Source organism: Glutamicibacter sp. NPDC127525 (assembly GCF_042672105.1).
In the GTDB taxonomy this organism is placed as follows: Bacteria; Actinomycetota; Actinomycetes; order Actinomycetales; family Micrococcaceae; genus Glutamicibacter.
Map to the genome: position 1 here is coordinate 30,432 of NZ_JBHXVN010000001.1, position 24,010 is coordinate 54,441.

A 24,010-nucleotide genomic window follows, 5' to 3' on the forward strand; every position below is an offset into this window, starting at 1 on the left:
TCCCGGACAAAATCTGCATCAGGCTCGCGGGTTTCCCTGTTGGCATGAGGCAAGATAGTTCTCATGGAGTCGAATTCAGATCTGGCTAAGAGCTCAGGGCAGGAAACTGCCTCGCAAACCGAAATTGGCAGTAATTCCGCGGCGCGTTTGAGCGAGCTCCAGGAGCTGCTCGAAGAGCTTTCCTTTGTAAATGGCCAGCCACGAGAAGCCTCTGCCTTCGAAGAACTGCGCAACAAGGCATTGCATCAAATCTCGGACTACCTGATTCCACGAGTTTCGAATCTCGGCGCACCGCTACTGCTGGTCGTCGGTGGCTCCACGGGCTCGGGCAAATCGACTCTGGTCAATTCCCTCCTGGGGGAACCCGTCAGTCTCTCCGGCGCTGTGCGTCCGACCACGCGGACTCCGGTCTTGGCTTTCAACCCTGTTGACCAATCCTTCTTTGAATCTGAACGGATTCTTCCCGAACTTAAACGCGTAGCCGGCCGTGGCTTCAATGCACATGCCGGAGCAGCCAGTAACCATGCGCTGTTGATGACGCCTCGTGAGCAGGTTCCACGAGGTTTGGCCATCCTCGATGCCCCGGATATCGACTCGGTTTCCGACGAGAACAGGGAATTGGCGGGCCAGCTTCTGAACGCAGCAGATCTGTGGATTTTTGTCACCACAGCCAATAGATACGCCGATGCTCTTCCTTGGGATATGCTCACCGAAGCCGGCGCACGGAAAATTACCGTCTGCGTCGTCTTGAACAGGGTGCCACCGGGAGCCGAAGACGATATTGTTCCGGATTTGAAACGCCTGTTAAGCGAGAAGGACCTGGATCCGTCGTTGCTGCATGTCCTGAACGAGACGCAACTGGATGACCAGAAATTGATTCCAAGTGAGCACGTGGAACCCTTGCTCGCATGGCTGAACTCATTGGCAGCAGATTCCGCTAAACGGCAGCAGATTGCGGCCCAAACACTTGACGGCGCGTTGCGGCGCGCCACCGCAGATGTCAGTGAGCTTATCGCTGAACTGCAAGAGCAGGAGAAACAGCTCGGTGAATTGCGCGCCCTTACCAATGAGCGCTTTGAGCAATCGTTGGCCAGAATTAGCGATTCCCTCAATGACGGCTCATTGCTGCGTGGCGAAATCCTGGCCCGGTGGCAGGACTTCGTAGGAGCGGGCGAGCTGCTGCGCGGAATCGAAGGCGCCATTGGACGGATGAGGGATCGTGTTGGCGCATTCCTGACTGGAAAACCGCCAGCGACCCATCGTGTTGAACAAGCCATCGAATCAGGCCTGCACATGGTCTTCATTGCCGAGGCAACCAAGGCCTGCCATGACGTTGACAGATCGTGGAAGAACACGCCATTTGGCCAAGCGCTACGCTCTAATCTGCAATCGCCGCGCCCGCCACAGGATCTCAATGAGCAAGCTTCGGAAAGCATCCGGCTTTGGCAAAAAGATGTCTTGGACATGATTCGGCAGGAGGGCGCCGGGAAGCGCAAGACGGCCCGCATGGCGGCATTTGGAGTCAACGGGGTGGCGGTCATCCTGATGGTTGTGGTCTTTGCGTCAACAGCGGGCCTCACCGGTCTGGAAATCGGTATTGCCGGCGGCTCCGCATTGGTAGGGCAGAAACTGCTGGAAGCAATTTTTGGCGAGGATGCGGTACGTCGCATGGCCACCAAAGCCCGCAAGATGCTTGACACCCGGGCACGGGATCTACTGGATAGGACCTCGTCGATCTACCTGGACGAGCTAGCCGCAAAATCGCAGCCGGAGCTTGCCGATCGTTTGGGCAGGATTACCTCAGCCTTGAGTAGCAAAGGGGCTCACTAATGTCCGAGCGCAAGATTCTCAGAGCACTCAGCGGTCTCAACTCTCAAATCAACAGCATCGTGGAAGCGATGCAGCTTGCAGAACCATATCTGGAACCAGAAACCATCGATCTAGCCGCGGACGTTATCACGCGTGCTGAATCTCGGCGCCAGCTTTCATCCGAACATGTGGTTGTAGGACTTTTCGGTGCCACGGGCAGCGGAAAATCAACGATGTTCAACGCTTTGGTAGGGCATGAGTTGGCGGCCACGGGTGTCATCCGCCCGACTACTACTGATACTGTCGCTGCAATCTGGGAACCAGAAGGATCAAGCGAGTTACTGGACTGGCTGGAAGTGACCACTCGTCACGTCATGGGCGATCAGGACAGACGGGCACAACCTGGAAAGAAAAAGAAGTTCGAATCCGGTCTCTTGCTGTTGGACCTACCCGACATGGATTCCACGGCAGTGGATCACCACAAGATTGCTGCTCGTTTGGTGGGCCAGGTGGATTATCTGGTATGGGTGCTTGATCCGCAGAAATACGCCGACGCGTCAATCCACCATGGATATCTCAATTCCTTGCGCAGCCAGCAGGGGAACCTGCTGATCGTCCTGAACCAGATTGACAAGATTGCAGAACAAGAACGCAAGCAAGTTGTCGATTCCTTGCGCGGCATCTTGGCAACGTCCGGCTTGGAGAACCTTCCCATCGTTTGCGCCTCTGCTGCCACGGGTGAAGGGGTCGCAGATGTGCAGGCCAAGATTGCGGCCGCGGCGAAAAACAAGGCACTTTCCACGCGTCGGCTCCGCGCAGATGTTGATCAAGTCATCCACCGATTGAGTGAGGAACTCCAGGTGGAGAAGGTGCGCCTGCCTAGCCAGCTGCACCAAGCGGAGCTGGAGCGTGTGATCGCAAAAGCGCACGGCGCCCAGTACATTGCTGATGCAGTGGAGACCTCCTACCTGCTTCGGGGTGCTTCGCGAACAGGATGGCCTTTGACCACGTGGCTGGTGAAGCTGCGCAACGATCCGCTGAAGCGGATGAATCTTGGGCGCCGGCATGAAGACCCTGAATTGTCCTTGACTTCGCGGCCAGAGCTTTCTGTAGCGGAGACTGCGGCTATCGAACATGGCATCGACCAGTATGTTTCCGAGGCTTCCAATGATCTTCCGGAAAGCTGGAAAGAGCCACTGCGTGAAAAGGTGCACGCGAATACGGAGGTCCTAGATGACGGCATCGATGCGGCTATAGCCGGGACACCGCTGGGTGTTGAACGGTCATCCTGGTGGTGGCCGGTAGTTAAAGTCATCCAATGGGTGGCACTTCTTGCGGCCTTGGGCGGCGCCTTGTGGCTCGCGGGCTATCCGGTGGCTGGATACTTCCAATTCGACCTGCCGCAGGCTCCCCGGGTTGAAGGAATCGCTGTCCCGACGCTGCTGGTTTTCATAGGAATACTGCTGGGTATTGTCCTTGGCTTGGCTTGCTCGTTTGTCAACCGAATAGTCGCTAAAGTTAAGCGTAGGAAAGCGTTGAAGAACATTGAACGCTCGGTATCCCACTTGGTCAGGCAGGCCGTGATTGATCCTGTTGACCAGCATTTGGACACCTTCAATAGTTATTCAGCATTGATCACCTCAGCAGCCAAGAAAGCCGATTAGAACTCTGTGACTACAAACCAACCAAACGTCGATGCAACGGTAGGTGACCTTGGGGAACAAGGCATCCTGGACGCGATGTTGCCGCTGCTTGATTCAGAACAAGCAAGTCTCGGGCCCGGCGACGACGCAGGTGCGCTGCGCGTGCGCGGAACGGAAGTTCTCGTCTCCGTGGATACCCTGGTTGAGAATCAAGATTTTCGGTTGATCTGGCCCAGCGGGCTAGAGCATAGAGCCTATGACATCGGGTGGAAATCCATTGCACAGAATGTTTCGGACATTAATGCAATGGGCGGTCACGCTACTGGCGCCGTGATTTCTTTGTCCCTGCCGAAGGACACTTCCTTGGAATGGGTCAGGGACTTCAGCCGCGGCGTTGCCGAGGCTATACAGGGACTTGGCGCACAGGAACTTACCATTCTCGGGGGAGACCTCGGGAAGTCCCAAGAAATTTCCGTTACCACTACCGTTCTGGGCGAATGCGAGCATGGCAAGGTCCTGAGGAGCGGAGTCCAAGTTGGCGACCGCATTGCCGTGGCGGGACGTGTCGGTGCTGCTGGGGCAGGGCTTTCCGTCCTGGAACATGATCGCAACGAACAAGGCTGGAGCCGGGCGGTGCGCCGGCTGGTCCAGGCGCAGTGCCGTCCCGTGCCACCGTTGGAATCCGGCCCGCGTGCCGCGGAATCGGGTGCTACAGCCATGATGGACATATCTGATGGGCTGATCCGTGACGCTGGTCGCTTGGCCAAAGCCAGCCATGTGAATCTCGAGTTAGAGTCTTCCGCGCTGCAGGATTATGCTGTTCGCTTGGAAGCCGCGTCAGAACTGACCGGCACCGATCCGATGTCGTGGGTATTGTACGGCGGCGAAGATTTTGGACTCCTTGCTGCCTTCCCAGAGGGAATTGAAATCCCAGAGGAATTCACCGTAATTGGTGCTGCCAAGCCGGCTAATGGTCGCCGCGCAGTGGTGAAACTTGATGGCAAGGTCGCAAAGCCTGAGACAGGCTTTGACCACTTCGGCTAGCTGCTCCGAACGTTCTTCATCAGCTGGCTACGCGCGGTCATTCTGGATGCGCAGCAGTTCGGAAAGCTCGTGGGCGGCGCTAGTCACGGCTTCGTGGTGAATCTTCCCTGGCTGGCGCGTGAGCCGTTCAATCGGGCCGGACAAGGACAGTGCCGCGATGACTCGTCCGGACTGCCCGCGAACTGGTGCGGATACGGAAGCAACACCTGGCTCGCGTTCTCCCAGCGACTGGGCCCAACCACGCCGACGGACCCCGGCCAGAATTGTCGGCGTGAAACGCGCGTGATGCAATCCATCCACCATGCGTTCATTGTCTTCCCAGGCGAGCAGAATCTGGGCTGCCGAGCCGGCTTTCATGGACAACTGGGTTCCAACAGGAATGGTGTCACGCAGGCCGATTGGACGCTCAGCACTGGCGATGCACACACGATAATCGCCCTGCTTTCGGAAAATCTGCGTGCTTTCACCGGTGAGGTCGCGAAGCTTGATGAGCACGGGGCCAGCGGCGCTGACCAATCGGTCTTCGCCAGCGGCGCTGGCGAGTTCCACCAGACGGTTCCCCAGTTCAAAGCGGCCGTGCATGTCGCGTCCCACCAATCCATGGTGAACCAGCGATTGGGCAATACGGTGCACCGTAGGACGCGAGATTTCGGTGAGTTCTACCAGCTGGGACAGGGAAGTGGGACCATTCTCCAATGCGTTGAGAATGGCTGCTGCCTTGTCCAGTACGCCTACGCCGCTGCCTGTTGTCATGGTTCCAGTATCATGTCTCAGTATTTGAGATTCAAGTCCGCATACTGGAAAAGACGATCTATGAAGTGTCAAAGTTGGAGTATCAAATGTTCGTAGCTTGAGGAGTGTGTCGCATGTCCGCCATGCAGTCGCCCCAGACATTGGCAGAAAAAGTCTGGAATGCACATGTTGTGCGCCGAGGAGAAGGCGAAGGCGAAGCCCGCCAGCCGGATTTGATCTACATTGATCTCCACTTGCTGCACGAGGTGACCTCGCCGCAGGCCTTCGAGGGCCTGCGCCTGGCTGGCCGTCCGCTGCGTCGTCCGGACCTGACGATTGCGACCGAAGACCACAACACTCCCACGCTGGATATTGACAAGCCCATTGCCGACCTGACCAGCCGCACCCAGATCCACACCCTGCGGGATAACTGCAAGGAATTCGGTGTTCGCCTGCACTCCTTGGGCGACAAGGAGCAGGGCATCGTTCACGTGGTGGGTCCACAGCTGGGTCTGACCCAGCCGGGCATGACTGTTGTCTGCGGTGATTCGCATACTTCGACCCATGGCGCCTTCGGAGCCCTGGCTTTGGGTATCGGCACCTCGGAAGTCGAGCATGTCATGGCCACCCAGTCGCTGAGCTTGAAGCCATTCAAGACCATGGCGATTAACGTCGAAGGCACCTTGAAGCCTGGTGTTACCTCCAAGGACATTATCTTGGCGGTCATCGCCAAGATCGGTACCGGTGGCGGCCAGGGGTACGTGCTGGAGTACCGTGGTTCTGCGATTCGCTCGCTGTCCATGGATGCCCGCATGACCATCTGCAACATGTCCATCGAGGCTGGCGCCCGTGCCGGCATGATCGCTCCGGACGAGACCACCTTCGAATACGTCAAGGGACGCCCGCATGCACCGGCAGGCGAAGACTGGGACGCCGCCCTCGAGGACTGGAAGCAGCTGCACACCGATGAAGGCGCGCGCTTCGACGCTGAAGTCTTCTTGAATGCAGACGAACTCGAACCATTTGTCACCTGGGGTACCAACCCCGGCCAGGGTGTCTCGCTGTCCGAGAATGTGCCTTCTCCGGAAGACTTCGAAGACGAGAATGACCGCAAGGCCTGCGAGCGTGCCTTGAACTACATGGGTCTGACCGGCGGCACTCCGCTGAAGGACATCCGCGTGGATACCGTCTTCCTGGGGTCCTGCACCAACTCCCGCATGGAGGACCTGCGTGCAGCTGCCCAGGTCATCAAGGGCAAGGAAAAGGATCCTGATGTCCGCATGATCGTGGTACCCGGCTCGGCGCGTGTTCGGCTGGAAGCCGAAGCTGAAGGCCTGGACCAGATTTTCAAGGATTTCGGTGCTGAATGGCGCTTTGCAGGTTGCTCCATGTGCCTGGGCATGAACCCGGACCAGCTGGCCGAGGGGGAGCGCTGCGCGTCCACCTCCAACCGCAACTTCGAAGGACGACAGGGCAAGGGCGGACGTACCCACCTGGTGTCGCCGCTGGTGGCCGCGGCTACCGCTATCCGTGGAACCCTCTCGTCGCCCAGCGACCTCGTCAACGCACCGGCTTCGGCCTAGGAAGGATCACCGTCATGGAAAAGATTGTCAGCCACACCGGTATTGGTGTTCCACTGCGCCAGAGCAATGTGGACACGGACCAGATTATTCCTGCCGTTTACCTCAAGCGCATCACCCGCACCGGATTCGAGGATGCGTTGTTCGCGGGTTGGCGACGGGATGAGAACTTCATCCTGAACCAGGAACCTTTCAATACCGGCTCCGTGCTGGTGGCAGGTCCCGACTTCGGCACCGGTTCTTCGCGCGAGCACGCTGTCTGGGCGTTGAAGGACTACGGATTCAAGGCTGTGATCTCCGCTCGTTTTGCCGATATTTTCCGTGGCAACTCGGGCAAGCAGGGACTGGTTGCTGCTGAAGTGGCCCAGAGCGACATTGAATTGATCTGGAAGGAACTGGAGAACAATCCAGGCACCACGGTCACCGTTGACCTGGAATCGCGTACGGTCCAGTGCGGTTCCATCTCGGCACCGTTCCAGATTGACGACTACACCCGCTGGCGCTTGACGGAAGGCCTGGACGATATCGGCCTGACCTTGCAGCATGAGGAAGATATCACCGCATACGAAGCCAAGCGTCCTGCGCATAAGCCGCAAACTTTGCCGGCACGAACCGCAGGCTAAGCAACGAGTTCAAAGTAATTGGAATGGTCCGCTCCTCCCTGACGTTGTTAGGGGTGAGCGGATTATTGCATTCCTAATGGAATGAATTTCGGCAGAGCATAATAGGTCTGTCTGAAAGCATGCTCACAATGTGTGCGCCACGAGATGATCTGGGCATACTGGCAGGTACAGAGGCGGTATGCTTACTTAGTCCTGCCAGTTCGAAAGCCTAGAGGCTTCGGCGGGCGATAACGACTACGCGATGAGGTAATTCATACATGGGTAAGATCCTGACGATCCATGGTGGTGTCCCGCTCAAGGGCACCGTACGAGTCGGCGGAGCAAAGAACCTAGTGCCAAAAGCCATGGTCGCGGCTCTGCTTGGCGATACCCCTTCGGTATTGCGCAACGTACCGGAGATCAAAGATGTAGCTGTCGTGCGCAGCCTTCTTGAAATCCACGGTGTCAAGGTTGACCAGGACCCTGAAACCGGCGATCTCACCATGGACCCTACCCAGGTCAAGACCGCCTCGAACCAGGCGATCGATGCCCATGCCGGTGACTCGCGTATCCCTATTCTTTTCTGCGGACCATTGATCCACGCCCTGGGCGAAGCGTTCATCCCGGATCTGGGTGGCTGCCGCATCGGCGACCGCCCGATTGACTTCCACCTGGAAGTGCTGCGCGACTTTGGAGCGATCGTTGACAAGGCAGCCGATGGCATCCGCATCTCGGCCCCTAATGGGCTAACCGGCGCCAAGGTTGAACTCCAATACCCAAGTGTCGGCACCACCGAACAGGTCCTGCTCTCGGCCGTTCGAGCCAAGGGTGTCACCGAAGTCAGCAACGCGGCCATTGAGCCAGAAATCCTAGACCTGATCTCGCTGCTGCAGAAGATGGGCGCCATCATCTCGGTGCACCGCGACCGCGTGATCCGCATCCAGGGTGTTGAGAAGCTTACGGGCTTCGATCACTCCGCTTTGCCTGACCGCAACGAAGCCGCGTCATGGGCCTCTGCCGCGCTGGTCACCAAGGGCGACATTTTCGTCCAGGACGCGACCCAGCGTGATTTGACTGCTTTCCTGCACGTCTACCGCCAGATCGGTGGTGAATTCGACGTCAAGTCCGACGGCATTCGCTTCTATCACCCAGGTGGAGACCTTAATCCACTGATCCTGGAAACCGACGTCCACCCGGGCTTCATGACTGACTGGCAGCAGCCGCTGGTAGTGGCCCTGACCCAGGCCAAGGGCGTATCGGTCATTCACGAGACCGTGTATGAGAACCGCTTCGGATTCACCGATGCGCTGGTTCGCATGGGCTCCACCGTCCAGGTTCACACCGACTGCCTCGGGTCCACACCTTGTCGCTTCGGACAGCGCAACTTCAAGCATTCTGCTGTTGTCGTAGGCCCAGCGAAGCTGACCGGTGCCGACATCGATGTTCCTGATCTACGTGGCGGTTTCTCCCATTTGATCGCTGCTCTGGCTGCAGAAGGCACCAGCAAGGTCACCGGCATTGAGATCATCAACCGAGGCTACGAGCACTTCATGGAGAAGCTGCAGGCCCTGGGCGCAAATGTCGAGCTGAGCAACTAAAGGGGATCCGATTCGTGGTAAAGATTCTGGCCCCTGGCGAATCTGCTAAGACTAAACGGGTTTTCTCGCTATTGGCGGGCATTGTCCGTTCTGCCATGAACGGTTTGATGGGCAAAACGTGGAAGGGCTTCGAAACCCTCCCTCCGGGCGGGTACATCCTCTGCCCCAATCACCTGACCGAGATTGATCCGCTGGTTGTCGGCCATGCTATTTACAGCAATGGCCGGCTGCCACGCTGGCTGGCCAAGGAATCCTTGTTCAAGATTCCAGTGCTCGGATGGATGCTGCGCGAGACCGGACAGGTCCCGGTGTCACGCAGCGCATCCAATGCTGGCGAATCGCTGGCCGCGGCCCGAAAAGTCCTGGACGCCGGCGGGGTCATAGTCATTTACCCGGAAGGGACGCTGACCCGCGACCCTGGTCTGTGGCCAATGGTAGGGCGAACCGGTGCCGCACGTTTGGCCCTGCAGACTGGCGCACCAGTGGTACCGATGGCTCACTGGGGCGACCAGGAACTGCTGCCGCGCTATTCCAAGAAAATGTATCCGTTCCCGCGAAAGCATGTCACCGTGTCAGTTGGGCAGCCAGTGGATCTCGATGACTTGCGTGATGGCCCGCGTACTCGGGCAGTGCTGCAAGAAGCCACTGATCGCATCATGGACGCGATCACCGCACTGACCGCAGAACTGCGCCAAGAAGAAGCACCAGCTGCGCGTTGGGATCCCAGCAAGCATGGCCAGTCGAAGACTGGCCGCAATTTCGATACCCCGGATAACTAATTACCTTGATCAACACCTTCCAGAGGACTGACATTGACTAAGCCGCTACCACGCAAAATCGCCGTCATGGGCGCTGGCAGCTGGGGGACAACCTTCGCCAAGGTGCTTGCTGATTCCGTTGCAGACAAGGGCATCGACGTTCAGATTTGGGCCCGTCGCGAAGACGCCGCCGATGAAATCAATGAACGCCACACCAATTCACGCTACCTGCGCGAAACCAAGCTTCCGGCCAACATCACGGCATCATCGGATCCGAAGACCGTTCTCACCGACGCTGACCTTGTCGTCTTGGCGATTCCGGCTCAGTCGTTGCGCCAGGAATTGGCGAAGTTCAAAGAATTCTTTGAACCCGGTGCGGTATTGCTTTCACTGATGAAGGGTCTTGAACGCGGGACCGATCTGCGCATGAGCCAGGTCATCGCCGAAGTCACCGGGCTGCCTGCAAAGCAGATCGCTGTGCTGTCAGGACCAAACCTGGCAATGGAAATCGCACGCGAGCAGCCAACGGCTTCGGTCGTGGCCTGCACCGATTCTGATATTGCGCAGTGGATTGCTGAACTGTGCTCCGCTGCATACTTCCGTCCCTACACTAATGACGATGTCTTGGGTGTTGAGCTTGGCGGAATCGTCAAGAACATCATCGCCCTTGCCGTTGGCATGTGCGATGGCATGGGAATGGGCGATAACACCAAGTCCACCGTCATCACGCGCGGCTTGGCTGAAACCACTCGCTTGGTCCTCGCCTTGGGCGGCCGTTTGGACACCTTGGCAGGTCTTTCTGGCCTAGGCGACCTTGTGGCTACCTGTTCTTCCTCGCTCTCCCGCAACAACACTGCAGGACGCCTGCTTGGCCAGGGGCTCTTCTTGGAAGAGGTCAATGACCGCATGTCTCAGACTGCGGAAGGCATCAAATCAGCACGTGCCGTATTCGACCTGTCCCAGGCCCATCACGTGGAAATGCCAATCACCGAAGCGGTGGTCATGGTCCTGGAGGGCACCTTGAGCGTTGAAAATATGGCTGCACGCCTGTTGTCGCGTGAATTGAAATCTGAAGGAGAACGTCACTAATGACTGAACGCAAGCTCCGCGTCCTCTTGCTCTTCGGTGGCCGTTCCTCAGAGCACTCCGTTTCCTGCGTTACTGCGGCCGGCGTCATGCACGCTATCGACCGCGAGCGTTTCGAAATTGTTCCGGTGGGCATCACCCGCGACGGCGGTTGGACCCTGCTGGACGAGGATCCAGAAGGCTGGGCACTGAATACTGGCAAGCTGCCAGAAATTTCCTCGGTGGATCATCCGGTGCATCTTTCCACCGACGCGCAGAAGACATCATTGCTGTCCTACTCGGACTCCACGGTGGCAGATCTGGGCGAGATCGACGTGGTCTTCCCGTTGCTTCATGGTCCGTTCGGCGAGGATGGATCAATTCAGGGCATGCTGGAAATGGCTGGCGTTTCCTACGTTGGCTCGGGTATCGCAGCCAGCGCGATGGGCATGGACAAGCATTTCATGAAGGTAGTCTTCGAAGGGGCAGGCTTCAAAGTAGGCCCGTACGAAGTCATCACCAACAAGCAGTGGCTGCGCAACAGCGAAGCTGCCATGAAGCGTTGCGAAGACCTGCAGTACCCGTTGTTCGTCAAGCCGGCCCGTGCAGGATCTTCGGTAGGCATCACCAAGGTAGACGAGTCTTCGGGGCTTCGTGCCGCTATTGAAATTGCCCGTGCTGAAGATCCCAAGGTGATCATCGAGCAGGGGATCGTTGGCCGTGAAATCGAATGCGGTGTTCTTGAAGGCCGCGGCTGCGAACCTTCGCGTGCGTCATTGCCAGGCGAAATCGCGGTGGCAGATAACGAGCACACCTTCTACGATTTCGAAGCGAAATATGTTGATGGCGCCGCGGCCGAGCTCAGCTGCCCAGCAGATCTGAGCGAAGAAGCCACTCGCGAGATCCGCGAACTTGCAGTCAAGGCCTTCGACGCTATGGATGCAGAAGGCTTATCTAGAGTTGATTTCTTCTACACTCCCGAGGGGGAGTGGATCATCAATGAAATCAACACCATGCCCGGCTTCACGCCTTCAAGCATGTACCCGCAAATGTGGGCCAAAACGGGAATTGAGTACCGTGAACTTATTGATGAGCTGATTGGGCTGGCTACCGACCGGAATATCGGTTTGCGCTAATCCGGGAATAGCCGTTAAAGCTTGAGGGTGTGTTGAAGAATCAACACACCCTCACGTTTTGCTTGTAGGCGATCCGCTTACAAGCTCACTGACTTGTCAACACTAACGCACTTTTTGGAAGCCGGGATCTTCTGGGCTGCATCCGACAGCGTGGCCAGCACGGTACTTGACGGGATGACGTTAGGATCCAAGACGACTTCGGTCGCCGGCGTCCGGCCGTAAGTAGTCAAGGTCCAGATACCTGATTCTTCATCCTCATTCGCTACCCAGTCGACGTCATTCACGGATACGCAGGGGTCAGTAGTGGGTCCGGGAACTTCGACACCGCAACGCAAGACAACTTTTGACGGGTCGCCCCAGGCCGAGGTTGCCTGCGAGGTCGTTGAACGGCGCTCGGCATCATCGATGGCTTCGGGCAGGACAACCATCATTTCCGCACAAAGCGGGTTGGCTGCGTCCGGGGCAGCATCCACGGAAGCGACTGATGCGCAGCCTGCAAGTACTGGTAGTAATAAAGTACCGCTCATCACCAATGCCGAAGTTTGAGCAAGTTTTCGGTTAAGTTTTGGTGACAGTCGGGCTTTCAAGCTGATTTTAGACACGTTATAAGACTACATCGGCACTCTGAAAGATAGGATGTACAGAGTTGAAACTGTGAAAGGTAGCAAATGTCCTTTGAAGAGCACCCAGCGCGACCGCGCAAAAAGAAAAAGCGCACCGGGCGAGCCATCGTCTTAAGCGTGCTTGCCCTCGTCATGGTCGCGGCGCTTGTTGCCGCCGGTTACCTTTGGAACCTTGGCAGAACTTTCGACTCTGAAAGCCAGACGATTACGGATGCCTTCCCCGCGGAAGAAACTCGTCCTGAAGTCAATGACGAGTCCAAGGACGCCGTCAACATCCTGCTGCTCGGAAGCGATACTCGCGCAACTCGTGAGGCGGATGAGGACAGCGAAGACTTTGGTACCCTGCCTAACGGTGGCCGCTCAGACACCATGATGCTGGTTCATATTCCTGCAGACCGCGAGAATGTGTTTGTCACCTCCGTCATGCGCGACACCTGGCTTGATATTCCGGGCGTAGGAACTGCCAAGATCAATCGTGCTTTTGCCAGCGGTGGAGTGCCCAAAGCAGTCGAAACCCTTGAGGGGCTCTTTGGCGTTCGCATTAACCACGTCGCGTCCGTCGATTTCGAAGGATTCAAGGGTCTAACCGACGCAGTGGGCGGAGTTACCGTTAATAACCCGCGAGGCTTCAAGCAGTCAATTGTTAATGGCATGTACTTCCCAGAGGGTGTTCAAACCCTGGACGGTGAACAGGCACTGGCATTTGTCCGTGAACGCAAGTCCTTCCCAGGCAGCGACTACGAGCGCGTCAAGAACCAGCAGCTTTTCGTCAAGGCTTTGCTTGGTCAGTTGATGTCCAAGGAAACCCTGACCAACCCGGGTAAGGTCTCTGAAGTTGTTTCTCAAATTGCACCGTTTATTGCAGTTGATGAAACTCTGGATTCTGGCAAGGTTGCCTCTTACGCTTCCTCCATGCTGAACCTGCGTTCGAGCGATATGGAATTCTTCACCCTTCCAAACAAGGGCCCGGGACGTTCGGCCGACGGACAGTCAATTGTCATTCCGGATATGGAAGTGATTGAGAAGTTTGGCAAGGCACTGCAAGAAGACAAGATGGCAGAGTTCGTAGAAACTACTGACCTGTCACGATAACTCCACTGAAGGACCAACTTTCCATGACTCCCCAAAAACTCGATACCTCGGTGCGTGCCATCAGAGAATGGCTCGCACGGAGTGTCAAGAGTCTCGGGAACCATTCTGACCGGCTCAATGCCATCAACGTTTTCCCGGTAGCAGACGGAGATACGGGCAGTAACCTGTATCTGACTGCACGGGCAGGTCACGATGCAGTGAGTAAACTGGAAAGCGACGACATCGGTGGCTTCTTAGAAGTTGCCGCGCGCGCGTCAATGGAATCGGCGCGCGGCAACTCTGGAACCCTGTTGGCTGTATTCCTCAGCGGCCTGAGTGAACCGTGGGTCGGTTACGAGCGGCTTACCGCGCCGCTGCTAGCCCTTGGGCTTGAACGTGCCAAGGTGCGCTCCTGGTCAGCACTGAGTGAACCAGTCGAAGGCACCATGCTCTCCGTGATCAACGCCATCGCGTTGGCCGCAGGATCGACCCTTGCTCACTTGAAGTGTGATTTAGAGAGCCGTGCAGCGTTGGACACGGTATTGACCCAGATGAGCCAAGCGGCTCGATTGGCAGTGAAGGGAACTGAAACAGAGCTCCCGTCCCTCGTTGAAGCCGGTGTAGTAGATGCGGGCGCGGTGGGCATGCTGATCATCATCGATGAACTTTGCGCTGCTATTCGAAGCGACGCCACTGATTTTGAGTCCTACGAGAAATTCCATGGCTATCAGGTCCAGGATCCGCATGTCCATCTGAACAATGACACTGAAACCGGCGTCGAAGTCATGTGCACTGTCTCTCTGGATGCATTAGGCGCCGCTACTCTGCGCGGTCAGCTAGATGCCATGGGCAATTCCGTGATCATGTCCCCGGTAAACCAGCTTGAAGAAGACACCTACCGTTGGCGCGTACATGTGCATGTCCCGGAGTCTGAAAAAGCCTTGGACCTGATCAAGAAATACGGTGACCCAGTGAATATCAGCGTCACCGATCTGTGCACCCACGATGGCTGAAACAACGCTGACCACGTTTGAGAATGCAGAACTCTCAACATTCCTCGGTAATAAGAACGCCACCGCGCTGGAAAAGGCATTCGGCTACAGCACAGTGGGGGAGTTCCTCTGGCATTTTCCTCGGCGCTATGTCGAAGTAGGCGAACTTACGCCAATTTCAGAGCTTCCCTTTGACGAGCACGTCACCGTTGTAGCCCAGGTGGTCAACGTTAGCCAGCGGCAGATGCACTCGCGTCGCGGTTTCATTTTTGAAGTGACCGTTAGCGATGAGCTCAGTGTAGGCGGCCAAGAGCTGAAGATGACCTTCTTCAATGGTTACCAAGCCCGAACGGACTTGGATATTGGAACTATTGCAATGTTCAGCGGCAAGGTTGGCTGGTACCAAGACCATCTGCAGCTGAGCCAGCCCGAATACGCGATCCTGGATGAGGCATCACAGGCGGATCCGCGCCCTATCCCGATCTATCCGGCTTCGGCGAAGATGCCGAATAAGCGCATCAGGGATTTGATGGCGTTGTTGATGGAACAATTCACAGATCAGAATCTTCCTGAATTTCTTCCAGCAGAACTGCTACGCACCCATCATTACCCAGTACGCCATCAAGCGTTCTTGGATCGACATTTTCCCAAAGAAATCAAGCAGGCTTACGTGGCTCGACAGCGCTTTGCCTTTGAAGAAGCCTTCATGCTGCAGCTGGCATTAGGGGAACGCGGTCGCCAGCTGGGAGCGCAGAAAGCTATCGCGCGTCCACAGGTGCCAGGACGACTGGCCGATAAATTTGATGCCATCCTGCCGTTTACCCTGACCGAAGACCAGCTCCTTGTCGGAGAACAAATCTCTGCCGATCTGGCACAGCCACATCCGATGCATCGATTGCTGCAGGGAGAGGTAGGTTCCGGCAAGACCATTGTCGCGCTTCGCGCCATCTTGCAGGTGATCGATGCCGGAGGACAGGCGGCGCTCCTAGCGCCGACAGAAGTCCTGGCCGCGCAGCACTATGCGTCTATCAAGAAGATGCTTGGCAACCTTGCAGAACCCGGATTGTTCGGCGAAGGCGAGGGAACTGGAGTCGCGCTCCTGACAGGTTCGGCAAAAACTGCACAGCGTCGTGAAGCCCTATTAGGTATTGCCAGCGGTGAAACAGGACTGGTGATTGGGACGCATGCCCTGCTGGGCGATCAGGTGCAATTTGCTCAACTTGGCCTAGTCGTTGTGGATGAGCAACATCGTTTTGGCGTTGAACAGCGCGATGCCTTGCGGGCTAAGGCGGCCGGCTCTGTTCCGCATACCCTGGTCATGACTGCTACGCCGATCCCGAGAACCGTCGCTATGACCGTGTTCGGCGATTTGGACACGTCGACAATCAAGCGCCTGCCCGCGGGGCGCGCACCGATCCAAACGCATATTGTGCCCATGCAGCTGACCGGTTTCCGGGACAGGTTGTTCTCAAGGATCATTGAGGAAGTGGAGAAAGGCCACCAAGTCTATGTGGTGTGTCCAAGAATTTCGGACACGGCAGCGGAACAAGGCGTTCTCCTAGCGACCTATGAAGATTCTGCCGGACAAACCATGAGCGTCGAAGCCATGCAGGAGTTGCTGGGTGGGATGCCTGAATTTGTTGGGATACGTACCGAAGCGCTGCACTCGCAACTGGATGCAGCAGACAAGCAAGAAACCATGGATTCCTTTGCACGTGGCGAAATTGACGTGCTGATTTCTACGACTGTCATTGAAGTCGGTGTTGACGTTCATAATGCGACGTTGATGGTGATCATGGACGCTGAGCGCTTTGGCATCTCGCAGCTCCACCAGCTGCGTGGCCGCGTAGGCCGTGGCGGATTTCCCGGGACGTGCCTCATGACCACATGGTTGGACGCGGACCATCCGTCGGTAGGACGTTTGAAGACGATCGAGTCAACACTCGATGGCTTTGAGCTAGCCGAGGCAGACTTGGCGGAACGCAAGGAAGGAAATATCCTTGGCGTTCAGCAATCGGGTAGCCGATCGTCGTTGCGGGAACTGAGCATCATCAAGGACCGCTCGCTGATTGAGCGGGCGAGAACCGATGCGGGTCTCCTCCTTGCCGATGGCAACTGGGGACGTCAACACCCCGGACTCCTGGCGGTTGCCGGGAATTGGCTTGATGAATCCACCAAAGAATATTTGAATAAGAACTGATTGAAGGTAGATCTAGGCAATGAGCCGAATAATCGCTGGAGCCGCTGGCGGGCGTCCACTGAAGTCCGTACCTGGTGATGCAACACGCCCTACAACGGACCGGGTCAAAGAGGCTCTCTTCTCCCGTTTGGAAAGCTGGGATATCCTCTCTGGCGCACGAGTACTGGATCTCTTTGCAGGATCAGGGTCGCTAGGCGTCGAGACAGCCAGCCGCGGGGCGCGGCAGGTTGTTCTGGTAGAAAAGGCGCCCAAAGCGGTCTCTGTTTGCCAGCAAAATGCGGCACTGGTGAATAAGGTTCTGAAGACCGATACAGTGACGGTTCAGCGCGGGAGTGTTGATAGCGTCCTCGATGGGTATTACAACGCGGTTTCGGGAGTGCCCAGCAAGACCTTTGACGTGGTCTTGCTGGATCCTCCTTACCCGCTGACTGAAGAAGAACTAGCTGTCACGCTCGAGAAGATATCCAGAATCCTAGCTGAAGATGCCACCGTGATCGTCGAGCGTTCCGGTCGTTCACCAGAACCAACATGGCCGAGCGCCATGGAGAAGTTCGCCGACAAGAAATACGGCGAAACGCACCTATGGTTTGCAGAACCCATCTAGATCCATCGAATGGCGAACCTCTGACGGGTGTGGTCCCGCTGCCTGGCCTTGGAGTATTAGATCGTCCCGGAATCGTTGGCGGGACGCTGTCAATATCAAGTTCCCGGGGAAGCGCTTGGTAAACATTTCCGGACTTGAACTCAGCATCACGAATTCAAAGCTGGAACCTGCTGCCTCAACTTGAGAACAGGTGAAATCCAAGGGAGGGTCATCGCCAATGTTCACGAACAGCAATCCGTCGTTGGCCAATGAATTCTTGAGTTCTGCGTAGTAGCCGTCGGTGGTGAGGTGTTCTGGTGCGTCCGGCCCAGAGAAGATATCCAGTACGATGACGTCAAACTTTTCATCGACCAGTTGTTCGGCAAGCACGCTCCTTGCATCGGCAACAATTGGGGATAGATCGCAGCCTTGAGGCAAAGGCAGATGCGTGAGAACGAAATCAAGAAGTTCCCGCTCAATGTCTACCGCTACGTGAGTACTCGACGGATAAACCACACTCGCCCAGCGAGCCAGAGTCAAAGCGCCTGCGCCGAGATGCAGCATCTTCATTGGACGCTCCTCTGGGCGCAGGACCTTCAGATGATTGGCAATGCGCGCGAGATATTCGTAGAAGACTTCTTCCGGATGCGAAAGATTGACATGCGACTGGGGCGCGTCGCCGATGGCGAGTATTTTTGACCCGGGGACCAAGTCATCGTCGTAAATCGTGGCGTGTTCCTGGACGAAACCAAGCCACCGTTTAGCCAGCTTTCGTGTCAATTGGAGAGCACCTCTGGCAGGCGCTGCAATCGCTGAACTGCATCGGAAATCACGTCAGGCTTTTTGCAGAAGGCGAAGCGCAGCAGGCCCTGGTAGTCATTTCGGTTTTCGGGATGGACAAAGGCCGACATCGGTATCGCCGCAACTCCGAGGTGCTCGGGCATCATTCGTGCTACTTCAGCAGCATCATTCAATTCAAAGCCACGTACATCAGCAACCAAGAAGTAGGTACCCTTTGGGCGAATCACCGGGATGCCAGCTGTTTCCAGGCCTGATGCGAGAATTTCTCCCGACTGTCCGAGATCGGCGGCGAAGCGCTCGAAGAAGGCGTCTGGAAGTTGCAGGGCTTGCGCTACTGCCGGTTGGAACGCTGGGCCCGAGGAGTAGGTCAGGAACTGTTTCACTGTACGGACAGCAGTGATCAGTTGGCGAGGACCGGTTGCCCAGCCTACTTTCCAGCCAGTAAAGGAGAAGGACTTGCCCGCTGAAGAAATGGTGATGGTTCGCTCTGGTCCACCGGGCAAGCTCGCGATGGGAACATGTCGCACACCGAAAGTCAGATGTTCATAGACCTCATCGGCGATGATGATGCAGTTGTGCTGATGCGCCAGGGCAATGATTTCTTGGAGCACTGAAGCATCTAATACGGTGCCAGTTGGATTATGGGGATTATTCACGAGGATTACCCGCGTCTGGTCAGTGACTGCACGTCGAAGGTCATCCAAATCTGGTTCGAAATTCGGAGCCTTGAGCTGAACGACCTTATGCACAGCGTTGGTCAACCCAATCATGGCTGCATAGGAGTCGTAGTAAGGCTCAAAGGTCACAACTTCATCGCCAGGTTCCAGGAATGCCAGCAGAGAAGCGGCGATGGCTTCAGTTGCGCCTGTGGAAACGACAATCTCAGTCTCCGGGTCAAGCTTCAACGAATAGAACCGTTCCTGATGCGCAGCGATAGCTTCGCGGAGGTTCAGGGTCCCTGAACCGGGTGCGTATTGGTTAGCGCCATTTTGAATTGCGTCGATGGCAATTTGCTTGATTTCTGGTGGACCCTCGGAATCGGGAAACCCCTGGCCTAGATTGATGGCCTTGTGGTGATTCGCTAATGCGGTGATTTCTTCAAAGATCGTCACTCCGGGCTGTCCATTGGAATCTAGTAGGTTGGCACCATATGCGGTTCGCTGCCATGGAGTGAATTCAATGCTCATGAGTCCATTATCGTCTCGTACAGAGGAACGAGGGTATTAAGTCATGGAATCTTTACGAGACATTCACACCAGATCGCTAATTTGACATGAGTTCTTGATAGATTCAGTTCATGCGAAGAGCGGTATGCCCGGGTTCTTTTGACCCAATTCATAATGGACACGTCGAAATCATTGCGCGTGCGGCGAGCCTTTTTGATGAGGTGATCGTGGCAGTGTCCACGAATTACTCCAAGAAGTATCGCTTCAGCGAAGACGAACGAGTCGCCATGGTAGAAGAAACTGTCGGTGGACTGCGTGGGGTTTCCGCTGTGCCGATGGGCCAGGGGCTGCTAGCTGATTTCTGCAAGGAGCAGGGAGCGGAAGCAATCGTCAAGGGATTGCGTAGCACTGTTGACTACGCCTATGAGATTCCCATGGCCACGATGAATCGGCATCTGACAGGTGTTGAAACGGTCTTCCTTCAGGCTGATACGCGATACACGCATCTTTCCTCATCTCTGCTCAAGGAAGTACAGGCTCTTGGCGGGGACGTTGATGAGTACTTCCCGCGCGCTGTAATCAAGAGGCTTACTCATCCGTAGGTAGTTGCGCAATACTGTCGCCATTAACTAATCCGAAGATAGGGGATTCAACACTATGTCTGCACCTCGCGCTATTACCAAAGCGGTCATTCCGGCAGCCGGTTTAGGGACACGTTTCCTTCCTGCAACGAAGGCAATGCCAAAGGAAATGCTCCCAGTCGTCGACAAGCCAGCGATTCAATACGTTGTCGCCGAAGCTGCTCGTGCTGGGCTTAATGATGTCCTGATGATTACCGGACGAAACAAGCGCGCTCTTGAAGACCATTTTGATCGTGTTCCGTCACTGGAAGCGTCTTTGGAAGCGAAGGGTGATACGAAGAAGCTCGCGTTGGTGCAAGATGCCACAGCGTTGGGGGATATCCATTATGTACGGCAACGCGATCCTCGCGGGCTGGGTCATGCAGTCTTATGTGCCAAGCAACATGTAGGGGATGAACCATTTGCGGTTCTTCTCGGTGATGACTTGATCCATGAAGATGATGACTTGCTTTCTTCCATGATTGACATTCAAAAGTCGACTGGCGGTTCAGTTATTGCTCTGATGGAAGTTGATCCGAAACAAATCAGTGCTTATGGATGTGCAGATGTGTCCCCGGTAGAGGATGCCGACTACGTCAAAGTTAATGGATTGGTTGAGAAACCGAGCGTTGAAGAAGCACCGAGTAATCTAGCTGTCATTGGACGTTATTTACTGCATCCCCGTGTATTCGAGATTCTGAAGCACACGGCTCCCGGTAGGGGCAATGAAATTCAGTTAACGGATGCTCTACAAGAGTTGGCGACTGCCGACGGGGAGGGAGCTGGTGTGCACGCTGTAGTTTTCCGAGGTCGGCGTTACGACACAGGCGACAAACTAAGTTATCTGCAAGCGAACATTGCCCTTGCTGTGGAGAACGAAGAACTCGGGGCCAACTTGAAGACTTGGCTGAAGAATTTCGTTAGAACTCTAGAAGACTAGTTCTTGACCTAGGCTACTCAGGATAATCACATTTATCTTGGGTAGTCTTTTTCATTGCGCGAAGTCACCCAGGCTGCCGTTGACCTTGGGGGATCGTTGCCCGGTGGAGTAGGAATGAGAATAGTGCAAGACCAAGATTCAGTCTTTTTGTCGCGGAGCGCGCGGACTCGATCTGAACGTCGGAAAAAGAAGAGAACACAAGGCGTCGTCGTGTCTGTAGTTGTAGTGCTCCTGGTGGCAGTGCTCAGCACCGGCTATGTTCTTTTCGATTTGCAGCGCCAGTTCAACACGAAATCTAATACCGTGGATTTAGGATTTTCAGACGCCGAGGAGCAAGCTCGTCCGATCAAAGATCCTGAAGATAAGTCCATGAATGTCTTATTACTGGGCGTCGATCATGCAGATGAAGGTACTGCCGATGCTCAAGCTCTTGATGGGGCAGTTTCACAACGTAGCGATTCAATGATGCTTGTTCATATCCCGGAAGACCGCTCACAGGTCTACGTTATGTCGATGGTTCGAGACATGTATGTGGAGATTCCGGGGCATGGAATGAACAAGCTCAATGCCGCGATATCGCTTGGCGGGGTTCCTCTGGTGATGCAAACGATTGAAGGACTCTTCAGCACCAAGCTTGATCATGTAGCCATGGTTGATTTCGAAGGGTTCCGTGAATTATCGACTGCTCTCGGTGGTGTGACTGTAAATAATGAGATCCCATTCACGGCAAACGACACGGACTACTTCTACCCAGCCGGCGACATCACGCTGGAAGGCGACCGCGCACTTCGGTTTGTGCGCGAGCGAAAGTCGTTTACCAATGGTGATTACCAACGTGTCGCGAATCAACGCAAGTTCATCGCTGCAGCAGCAAATCAGGTGCTCTCATCAGGAACATTAACTAACCCTGTCAAGCTGTACGAAATCGTCGACAAGGTTTCTCCCTATCTCACCTTTGACGACAACTTTGATGCCGCAACCTTGGTCGGACTGGGTTTGCAACTCAAAAACGTGGACACGGAGAATATGGAGATGTTCACCATGCCAACTGCTGGAACATCGACTAGTGCAGACGGGCAATCAATAGAATTGGCAAGCGAACTCGCTATTGCTCAAATTAGCGAAGCTTTGCAAGGCGATGCCATGGCTGACTACCTTCGCGAAAACCCGCCTGAAACACCGTAAGTAGTAGATGTGGGATGTACTACACCAAGCTGAAGAGCGAAAGCCAGAAGAACAGCTCTCCATCTACTAGACTTTGTACATCTATGCTTAGCCGATAATGCATCAAGAAGCATTCGAACAAGAGGACATAATTCGCATGACAGTTGCAGATGAGGCCGAAAAATACGGCTTGCACCGTGTTGGTGCAAGACCAACATTGGTCAACTATCTGAAGCAGACATGGCAACGCCGCGAGTTCATTTATGAGCTGGCTAAAGCACGCGTCCAATCGCAGAACCAGCGAAATCGCCTGGGGATGGTATGGATCGTAATCAAGCCGACATTCAATGCTTTGGTGTACGGATTTGTCTTCGGTATCTTGCAGGGCGGCGCACGAGGTGTCGATTTCCCCGTTTATGTCGTGATCGGCGTTTTCCTTTTCGAGTTCTTCTCAACCTCGATGAACGGCGGAGCCAAGTCGATCACGGGGAATGCGGCTTTGGTGCAATCTCTTGCCTTCCCACGATTATCTCTGCCTGTCGCTCAGGTTACCCAGAACTTGCTGACTCTCATGCCAATGATCGCAGTGATGTTCATTTACGCTCTGATTCTTGGTACCAGCCCTAAGTGGACTTGGTTTGGGATTATACCGATCCTTGCAATCTTTACTGTTTTCAACCTCGGAGTCGCGTTAATTTGTGCTCGCATCACTGTGCACGTCCGTGACTTCTCGAACGTGTTACCCATGATTGGCCGCGTTCTGTTTTACACCTCAGGAGTGCTTTTCAGCGCAGAACGACTTCTGAATCATTGGCCCTGGATGATTGCAATCTTCGACATACATCCGATATATCAGACCCTGCAATTGGCTCGTGGATTCATCATGGATCATGCTGAGTATGACCCGCAGGCATGGTGGGTTATATCCGTTTGGGCAATTTTCATGCTTATCGCTGGGTTGATCTTCTTCTGGAAGGCCGAAGAAAGGTACGGACGTGCGAATTAGTTTCGATGATCTGATTAACCCGCAGCTGCATCCGGAGTACGAGCCAGCGCCTATATTCTCAGATGACACCTCCTTCATCGATGTTGTGACGCCTGACCAAGTCGAGTCGCAGTCGATTACTGTGGATTCGTCAAGGCAGCCTGTCGTCATCGTCGATAATCTGCATGTGAAGTATGAGGTGTTTGCAAGTGGCAAGGCAATTGGAAACGCAGGCGCCCGCCGCCTTCTCCAACCAAAGCTCAGAGGTGTTCGAACAGTTCATGCGCTCAAGGGAATTTCCTTTGTCGCCTATGAAAATGAATCAATCGGTGTAATTGGTTCGAACGGCTCGGGCAAATCCACGTTGCTTAGGGCCATCACTGGACTGACTCCGCCATCGGATGGCGCAGTATTCGCTCGTTCACGCCCCAGCCTACTTGGCGTAGGCGCAGCTTTAATCCCCGATCTTTCAGGCGACAAGAACATTACCCTAGGTGGGTTGGCGCTTGGATATAGCCGCGCTGAAGTCGAGAAGATGCGGGAAGAGATTACGAAATTTGCCGAGCTCGAAGAGTTTATCGACCTCCCAATGCGTACATATTCTTCGGGCATGGGCGCAAGGCTAAAGTTCGCGATTGCAGCTTCTAAAAAACATGACATCCTCATTGTTGATGAGGCTCTTGCTGTAGGCGATGCGAAATTCCGAAAGCGCAGTGAGGCCAAAATCCGCGAAATCCGGGATAGCGCGGGTACCATTTTCAATGTTTCCCACTCTATGAATTCCATCAAGGAAACCTGTGATCGTTGCATCTGGATTGAAAAGGGTGTGCAAATGATGGATGGTGACACTGCTTCAGTGATAAAGGAATATCAGAAATTCTTGAAAGCGAAGAAGTAA

Annotated in this window: 22 protein-coding genes and 1 pseudogene; 18 read left to right on the top strand and 5 right to left on the bottom strand. The window is 55.3% G+C overall.

What is annotated here, in order from left to right; translation table 11 throughout:
• Positions 1–63: 63 nt before the first annotated feature.
• The 3 genes from ACFVHU_RS00110 to thiL are packed head-to-tail and all read left to right on the top strand — an operon-like array spanning position 64 to position 4,496.
• Positions 64–1,830, top strand: a complete 1,767-nt coding sequence (locus ACFVHU_RS00110; RefSeq protein ID WP_388021760.1) for a dynamin family protein — start codon at positions 64–66, stop codon at positions 1,828–1,830.
• A complete protein-coding gene (locus tag ACFVHU_RS00115) occupies positions 1,830–3,473 on the top strand; it encodes a GTPase (protein WP_388021762.1) in 1,644 nt (547 codons plus the stop codon). The genes ACFVHU_RS00110 and ACFVHU_RS00115 overlap by 1 nt, the downstream gene beginning before the upstream one ends.
• 6 nt (positions 3,474–3,479) lie before the next feature.
• Entirely contained in the window at positions 3,480–4,496 is a 1,017-nt protein-coding gene (thiL, locus tag ACFVHU_RS00120; protein WP_388021764.1) for a thiamine-phosphate kinase, read from the top strand.
• Positions 4,497–4,523: 27 nt separating this feature from the next.
• Here thiL and ACFVHU_RS00125 read toward each other — a convergent pair whose 3' ends face one another.
• Entirely contained in the window at positions 4,524–5,249 is a 726-nt protein-coding gene (locus tag ACFVHU_RS00125) for an IclR family transcriptional regulator (protein ID WP_105659150.1), read from the bottom strand.
• A 122-nt stretch (positions 5,250–5,371) separates the two neighbouring features.
• Between ACFVHU_RS00125 and leuC the strand changes: the two genes are divergently transcribed.
• The 4 genes and pseudogenes from leuC to ACFVHU_RS00145 form a co-directional block, all read left to right on the top strand.
• Entirely contained in the window at positions 5,372–6,811 is a 1,440-nt protein-coding gene (gene leuC, locus ACFVHU_RS00130) for a 3-isopropylmalate dehydratase large subunit (protein WP_388022940.1), read from the top strand.
• Between the two features lie 14 nt (positions 6,812–6,825).
• A complete protein-coding gene (gene leuD, locus ACFVHU_RS00135; RefSeq protein ID WP_332503887.1) occupies positions 6,826–7,431 on the top strand; it encodes a 3-isopropylmalate dehydratase small subunit in 606 nt (201 codons plus the stop codon).
• Between the two features lie 257 nt (positions 7,432–7,688).
• The gene (gene murA / locus ACFVHU_RS00140) at positions 7,689–9,008 is read left to right on the top strand and encodes a UDP-N-acetylglucosamine 1-carboxyvinyltransferase (RefSeq protein ID WP_332503888.1); all 1,320 of its coding nucleotides are present in this window, start codon (positions 7,689–7,691) and stop codon (positions 9,006–9,008) included.
• Between the two features lie 107 nt (positions 9,009–9,115).
• Positions 9,116–9,496 (top strand): annotated as a pseudogene (locus tag ACFVHU_RS00145) (lysophospholipid acyltransferase family protein); the annotation flags it as partial.
• 84 nt (positions 9,497–9,580) lie between these two features.
• Here the strand turns inward: ACFVHU_RS00145 and ACFVHU_RS00150 are convergent.
• Positions 9,581–9,742, bottom strand: coding sequence for an NADH pyrophosphatase zinc ribbon domain-containing protein (locus ACFVHU_RS00150; protein ID WP_388022943.1), 162 nt, complete (start codon positions 9,740–9,742; stop codon positions 9,581–9,583).
• Between the two features lie 78 nt (positions 9,743–9,820).
• Between ACFVHU_RS00150 and ACFVHU_RS00155 the strand changes: the two genes are divergently transcribed.
• Positions 9,821–10,855, top strand: coding sequence for an NAD(P)H-dependent glycerol-3-phosphate dehydrogenase (locus ACFVHU_RS00155; protein ID WP_388021768.1), 1,035 nt, complete (start codon positions 9,821–9,823; stop codon positions 10,853–10,855).
• Positions 10,855–11,967 carry a D-alanine--D-alanine ligase family protein gene (locus ACFVHU_RS00160; RefSeq protein ID WP_388021770.1) on the top strand — a complete coding sequence of 371 codons (1,113 nt, stop codon included), beginning with the start codon at positions 10,855–10,857 and terminating at the stop codon, positions 11,965–11,967. The genes ACFVHU_RS00155 and ACFVHU_RS00160 overlap by 1 nt, the downstream gene beginning before the upstream one ends.
• Before the next feature lie 77 nt (positions 11,968–12,044).
• Here the strand turns inward: ACFVHU_RS00160 and ACFVHU_RS00165 are convergent, their stop codons facing one another.
• Entirely contained in the window at positions 12,045–12,494 is a 450-nt protein-coding gene (locus tag ACFVHU_RS00165; RefSeq protein WP_105659156.1) for a DUF3515 domain-containing protein, read from the bottom strand.
• Between the two features lie 141 nt (positions 12,495–12,635).
• Here ACFVHU_RS00165 and ACFVHU_RS00170 point away from each other — a divergent pair, with 141 nt between their 5' ends.
• Genes ACFVHU_RS00170 through rsmD form a run of 4 tightly spaced genes read left to right on the top strand, consistent with a single transcriptional unit; the run spans position 12,636 to position 17,457 of the window.
• Positions 12,636–13,682 carry an LCP family protein gene (locus ACFVHU_RS00170; RefSeq protein ID WP_388021772.1) on the top strand — a complete coding sequence of 349 codons (1,047 nt, stop codon included), beginning with the start codon at positions 12,636–12,638 and terminating at the stop codon, positions 13,680–13,682.
• 23 nt (positions 13,683–13,705) lie between these two features.
• Complete coding sequence (locus ACFVHU_RS00175) at positions 13,706–14,674, top strand: DAK2 domain-containing protein (protein ID WP_105659158.1); 969 nt, start codon at positions 13,706–13,708, stop codon at positions 14,672–14,674.
• Complete coding sequence (locus ACFVHU_RS00180; protein WP_388021774.1) at positions 14,667–16,853, top strand: ATP-dependent DNA helicase RecG; 2,187 nt, start codon at positions 14,667–14,669, stop codon at positions 16,851–16,853. Before ACFVHU_RS00175 ends, ACFVHU_RS00180 begins: the two co-directional genes overlap by 8 nt.
• 19 nt (positions 16,854–16,872) lie before the next feature.
• Positions 16,873–17,457, top strand: coding sequence for a 16S rRNA (guanine(966)-N(2))-methyltransferase RsmD (gene rsmD, locus ACFVHU_RS00185; protein WP_105661164.1), 585 nt, complete (start codon positions 16,873–16,875; stop codon positions 17,455–17,457).
• On the opposite strand, the gene ACFVHU_RS00190 is transcribed toward rsmD, so the two are convergent.
• Entirely contained in the window at positions 17,434–18,216 is a 783-nt protein-coding gene (locus tag ACFVHU_RS00190; protein WP_388021776.1) for a spermidine synthase, read from the bottom strand. The genes rsmD and ACFVHU_RS00190 overlap by 24 nt on opposite strands.
• Complete coding sequence (locus ACFVHU_RS00195; RefSeq protein ID WP_388021778.1) at positions 18,213–19,424, bottom strand: aminotransferase class I/II-fold pyridoxal phosphate-dependent enzyme; 1,212 nt, start codon at positions 19,422–19,424, stop codon at positions 18,213–18,215. Before ACFVHU_RS00195 ends, ACFVHU_RS00190 begins: the two co-directional genes overlap by 4 nt.
• A gap of 110 nt (positions 19,425–19,534) precedes the next feature.
• On the opposite strand from ACFVHU_RS00195, the gene coaD reads away from it, so the two are divergent.
• The 5 genes from coaD (at position 19,535) to ACFVHU_RS00220 (ending at position 24,010) form a co-directional block, all read left to right on the top strand.
• On the top strand, positions 19,535–20,005 hold the full coding sequence (gene coaD / locus ACFVHU_RS00200; RefSeq protein ID WP_105661166.1) for a pantetheine-phosphate adenylyltransferase: 471 nt from the start codon (positions 19,535–19,537) through the stop codon (positions 20,003–20,005).
• A gap of 55 nt (positions 20,006–20,060) precedes the next feature.
• Positions 20,061–20,963: a UTP--glucose-1-phosphate uridylyltransferase GalU gene (galU, locus tag ACFVHU_RS00205; protein WP_133833489.1), complete on the top strand. Its 903-nt coding sequence runs from the start codon at positions 20,061–20,063 to the stop codon at positions 20,961–20,963.
• A gap of 210 nt (positions 20,964–21,173) precedes the next feature.
• Positions 21,174–22,148 (top strand): LCP family protein, encoded by a 975-nt coding sequence (locus tag ACFVHU_RS00210; protein WP_388021781.1) that lies wholly within the window; start codon positions 21,174–21,176, stop codon positions 22,146–22,148.
• Between the two features lie 136 nt (positions 22,149–22,284).
• Positions 22,285–23,133, top strand: coding sequence for an ABC transporter permease (locus ACFVHU_RS00215; protein ID WP_133833488.1), 849 nt, complete (start codon positions 22,285–22,287; stop codon positions 23,131–23,133).
• A gap of 85 nt (positions 23,134–23,218) precedes the next feature.
• Entirely contained in the window at positions 23,219–24,010 is a 792-nt protein-coding gene (locus ACFVHU_RS00220; protein ID WP_388022946.1) for an ABC transporter ATP-binding protein, read from the top strand.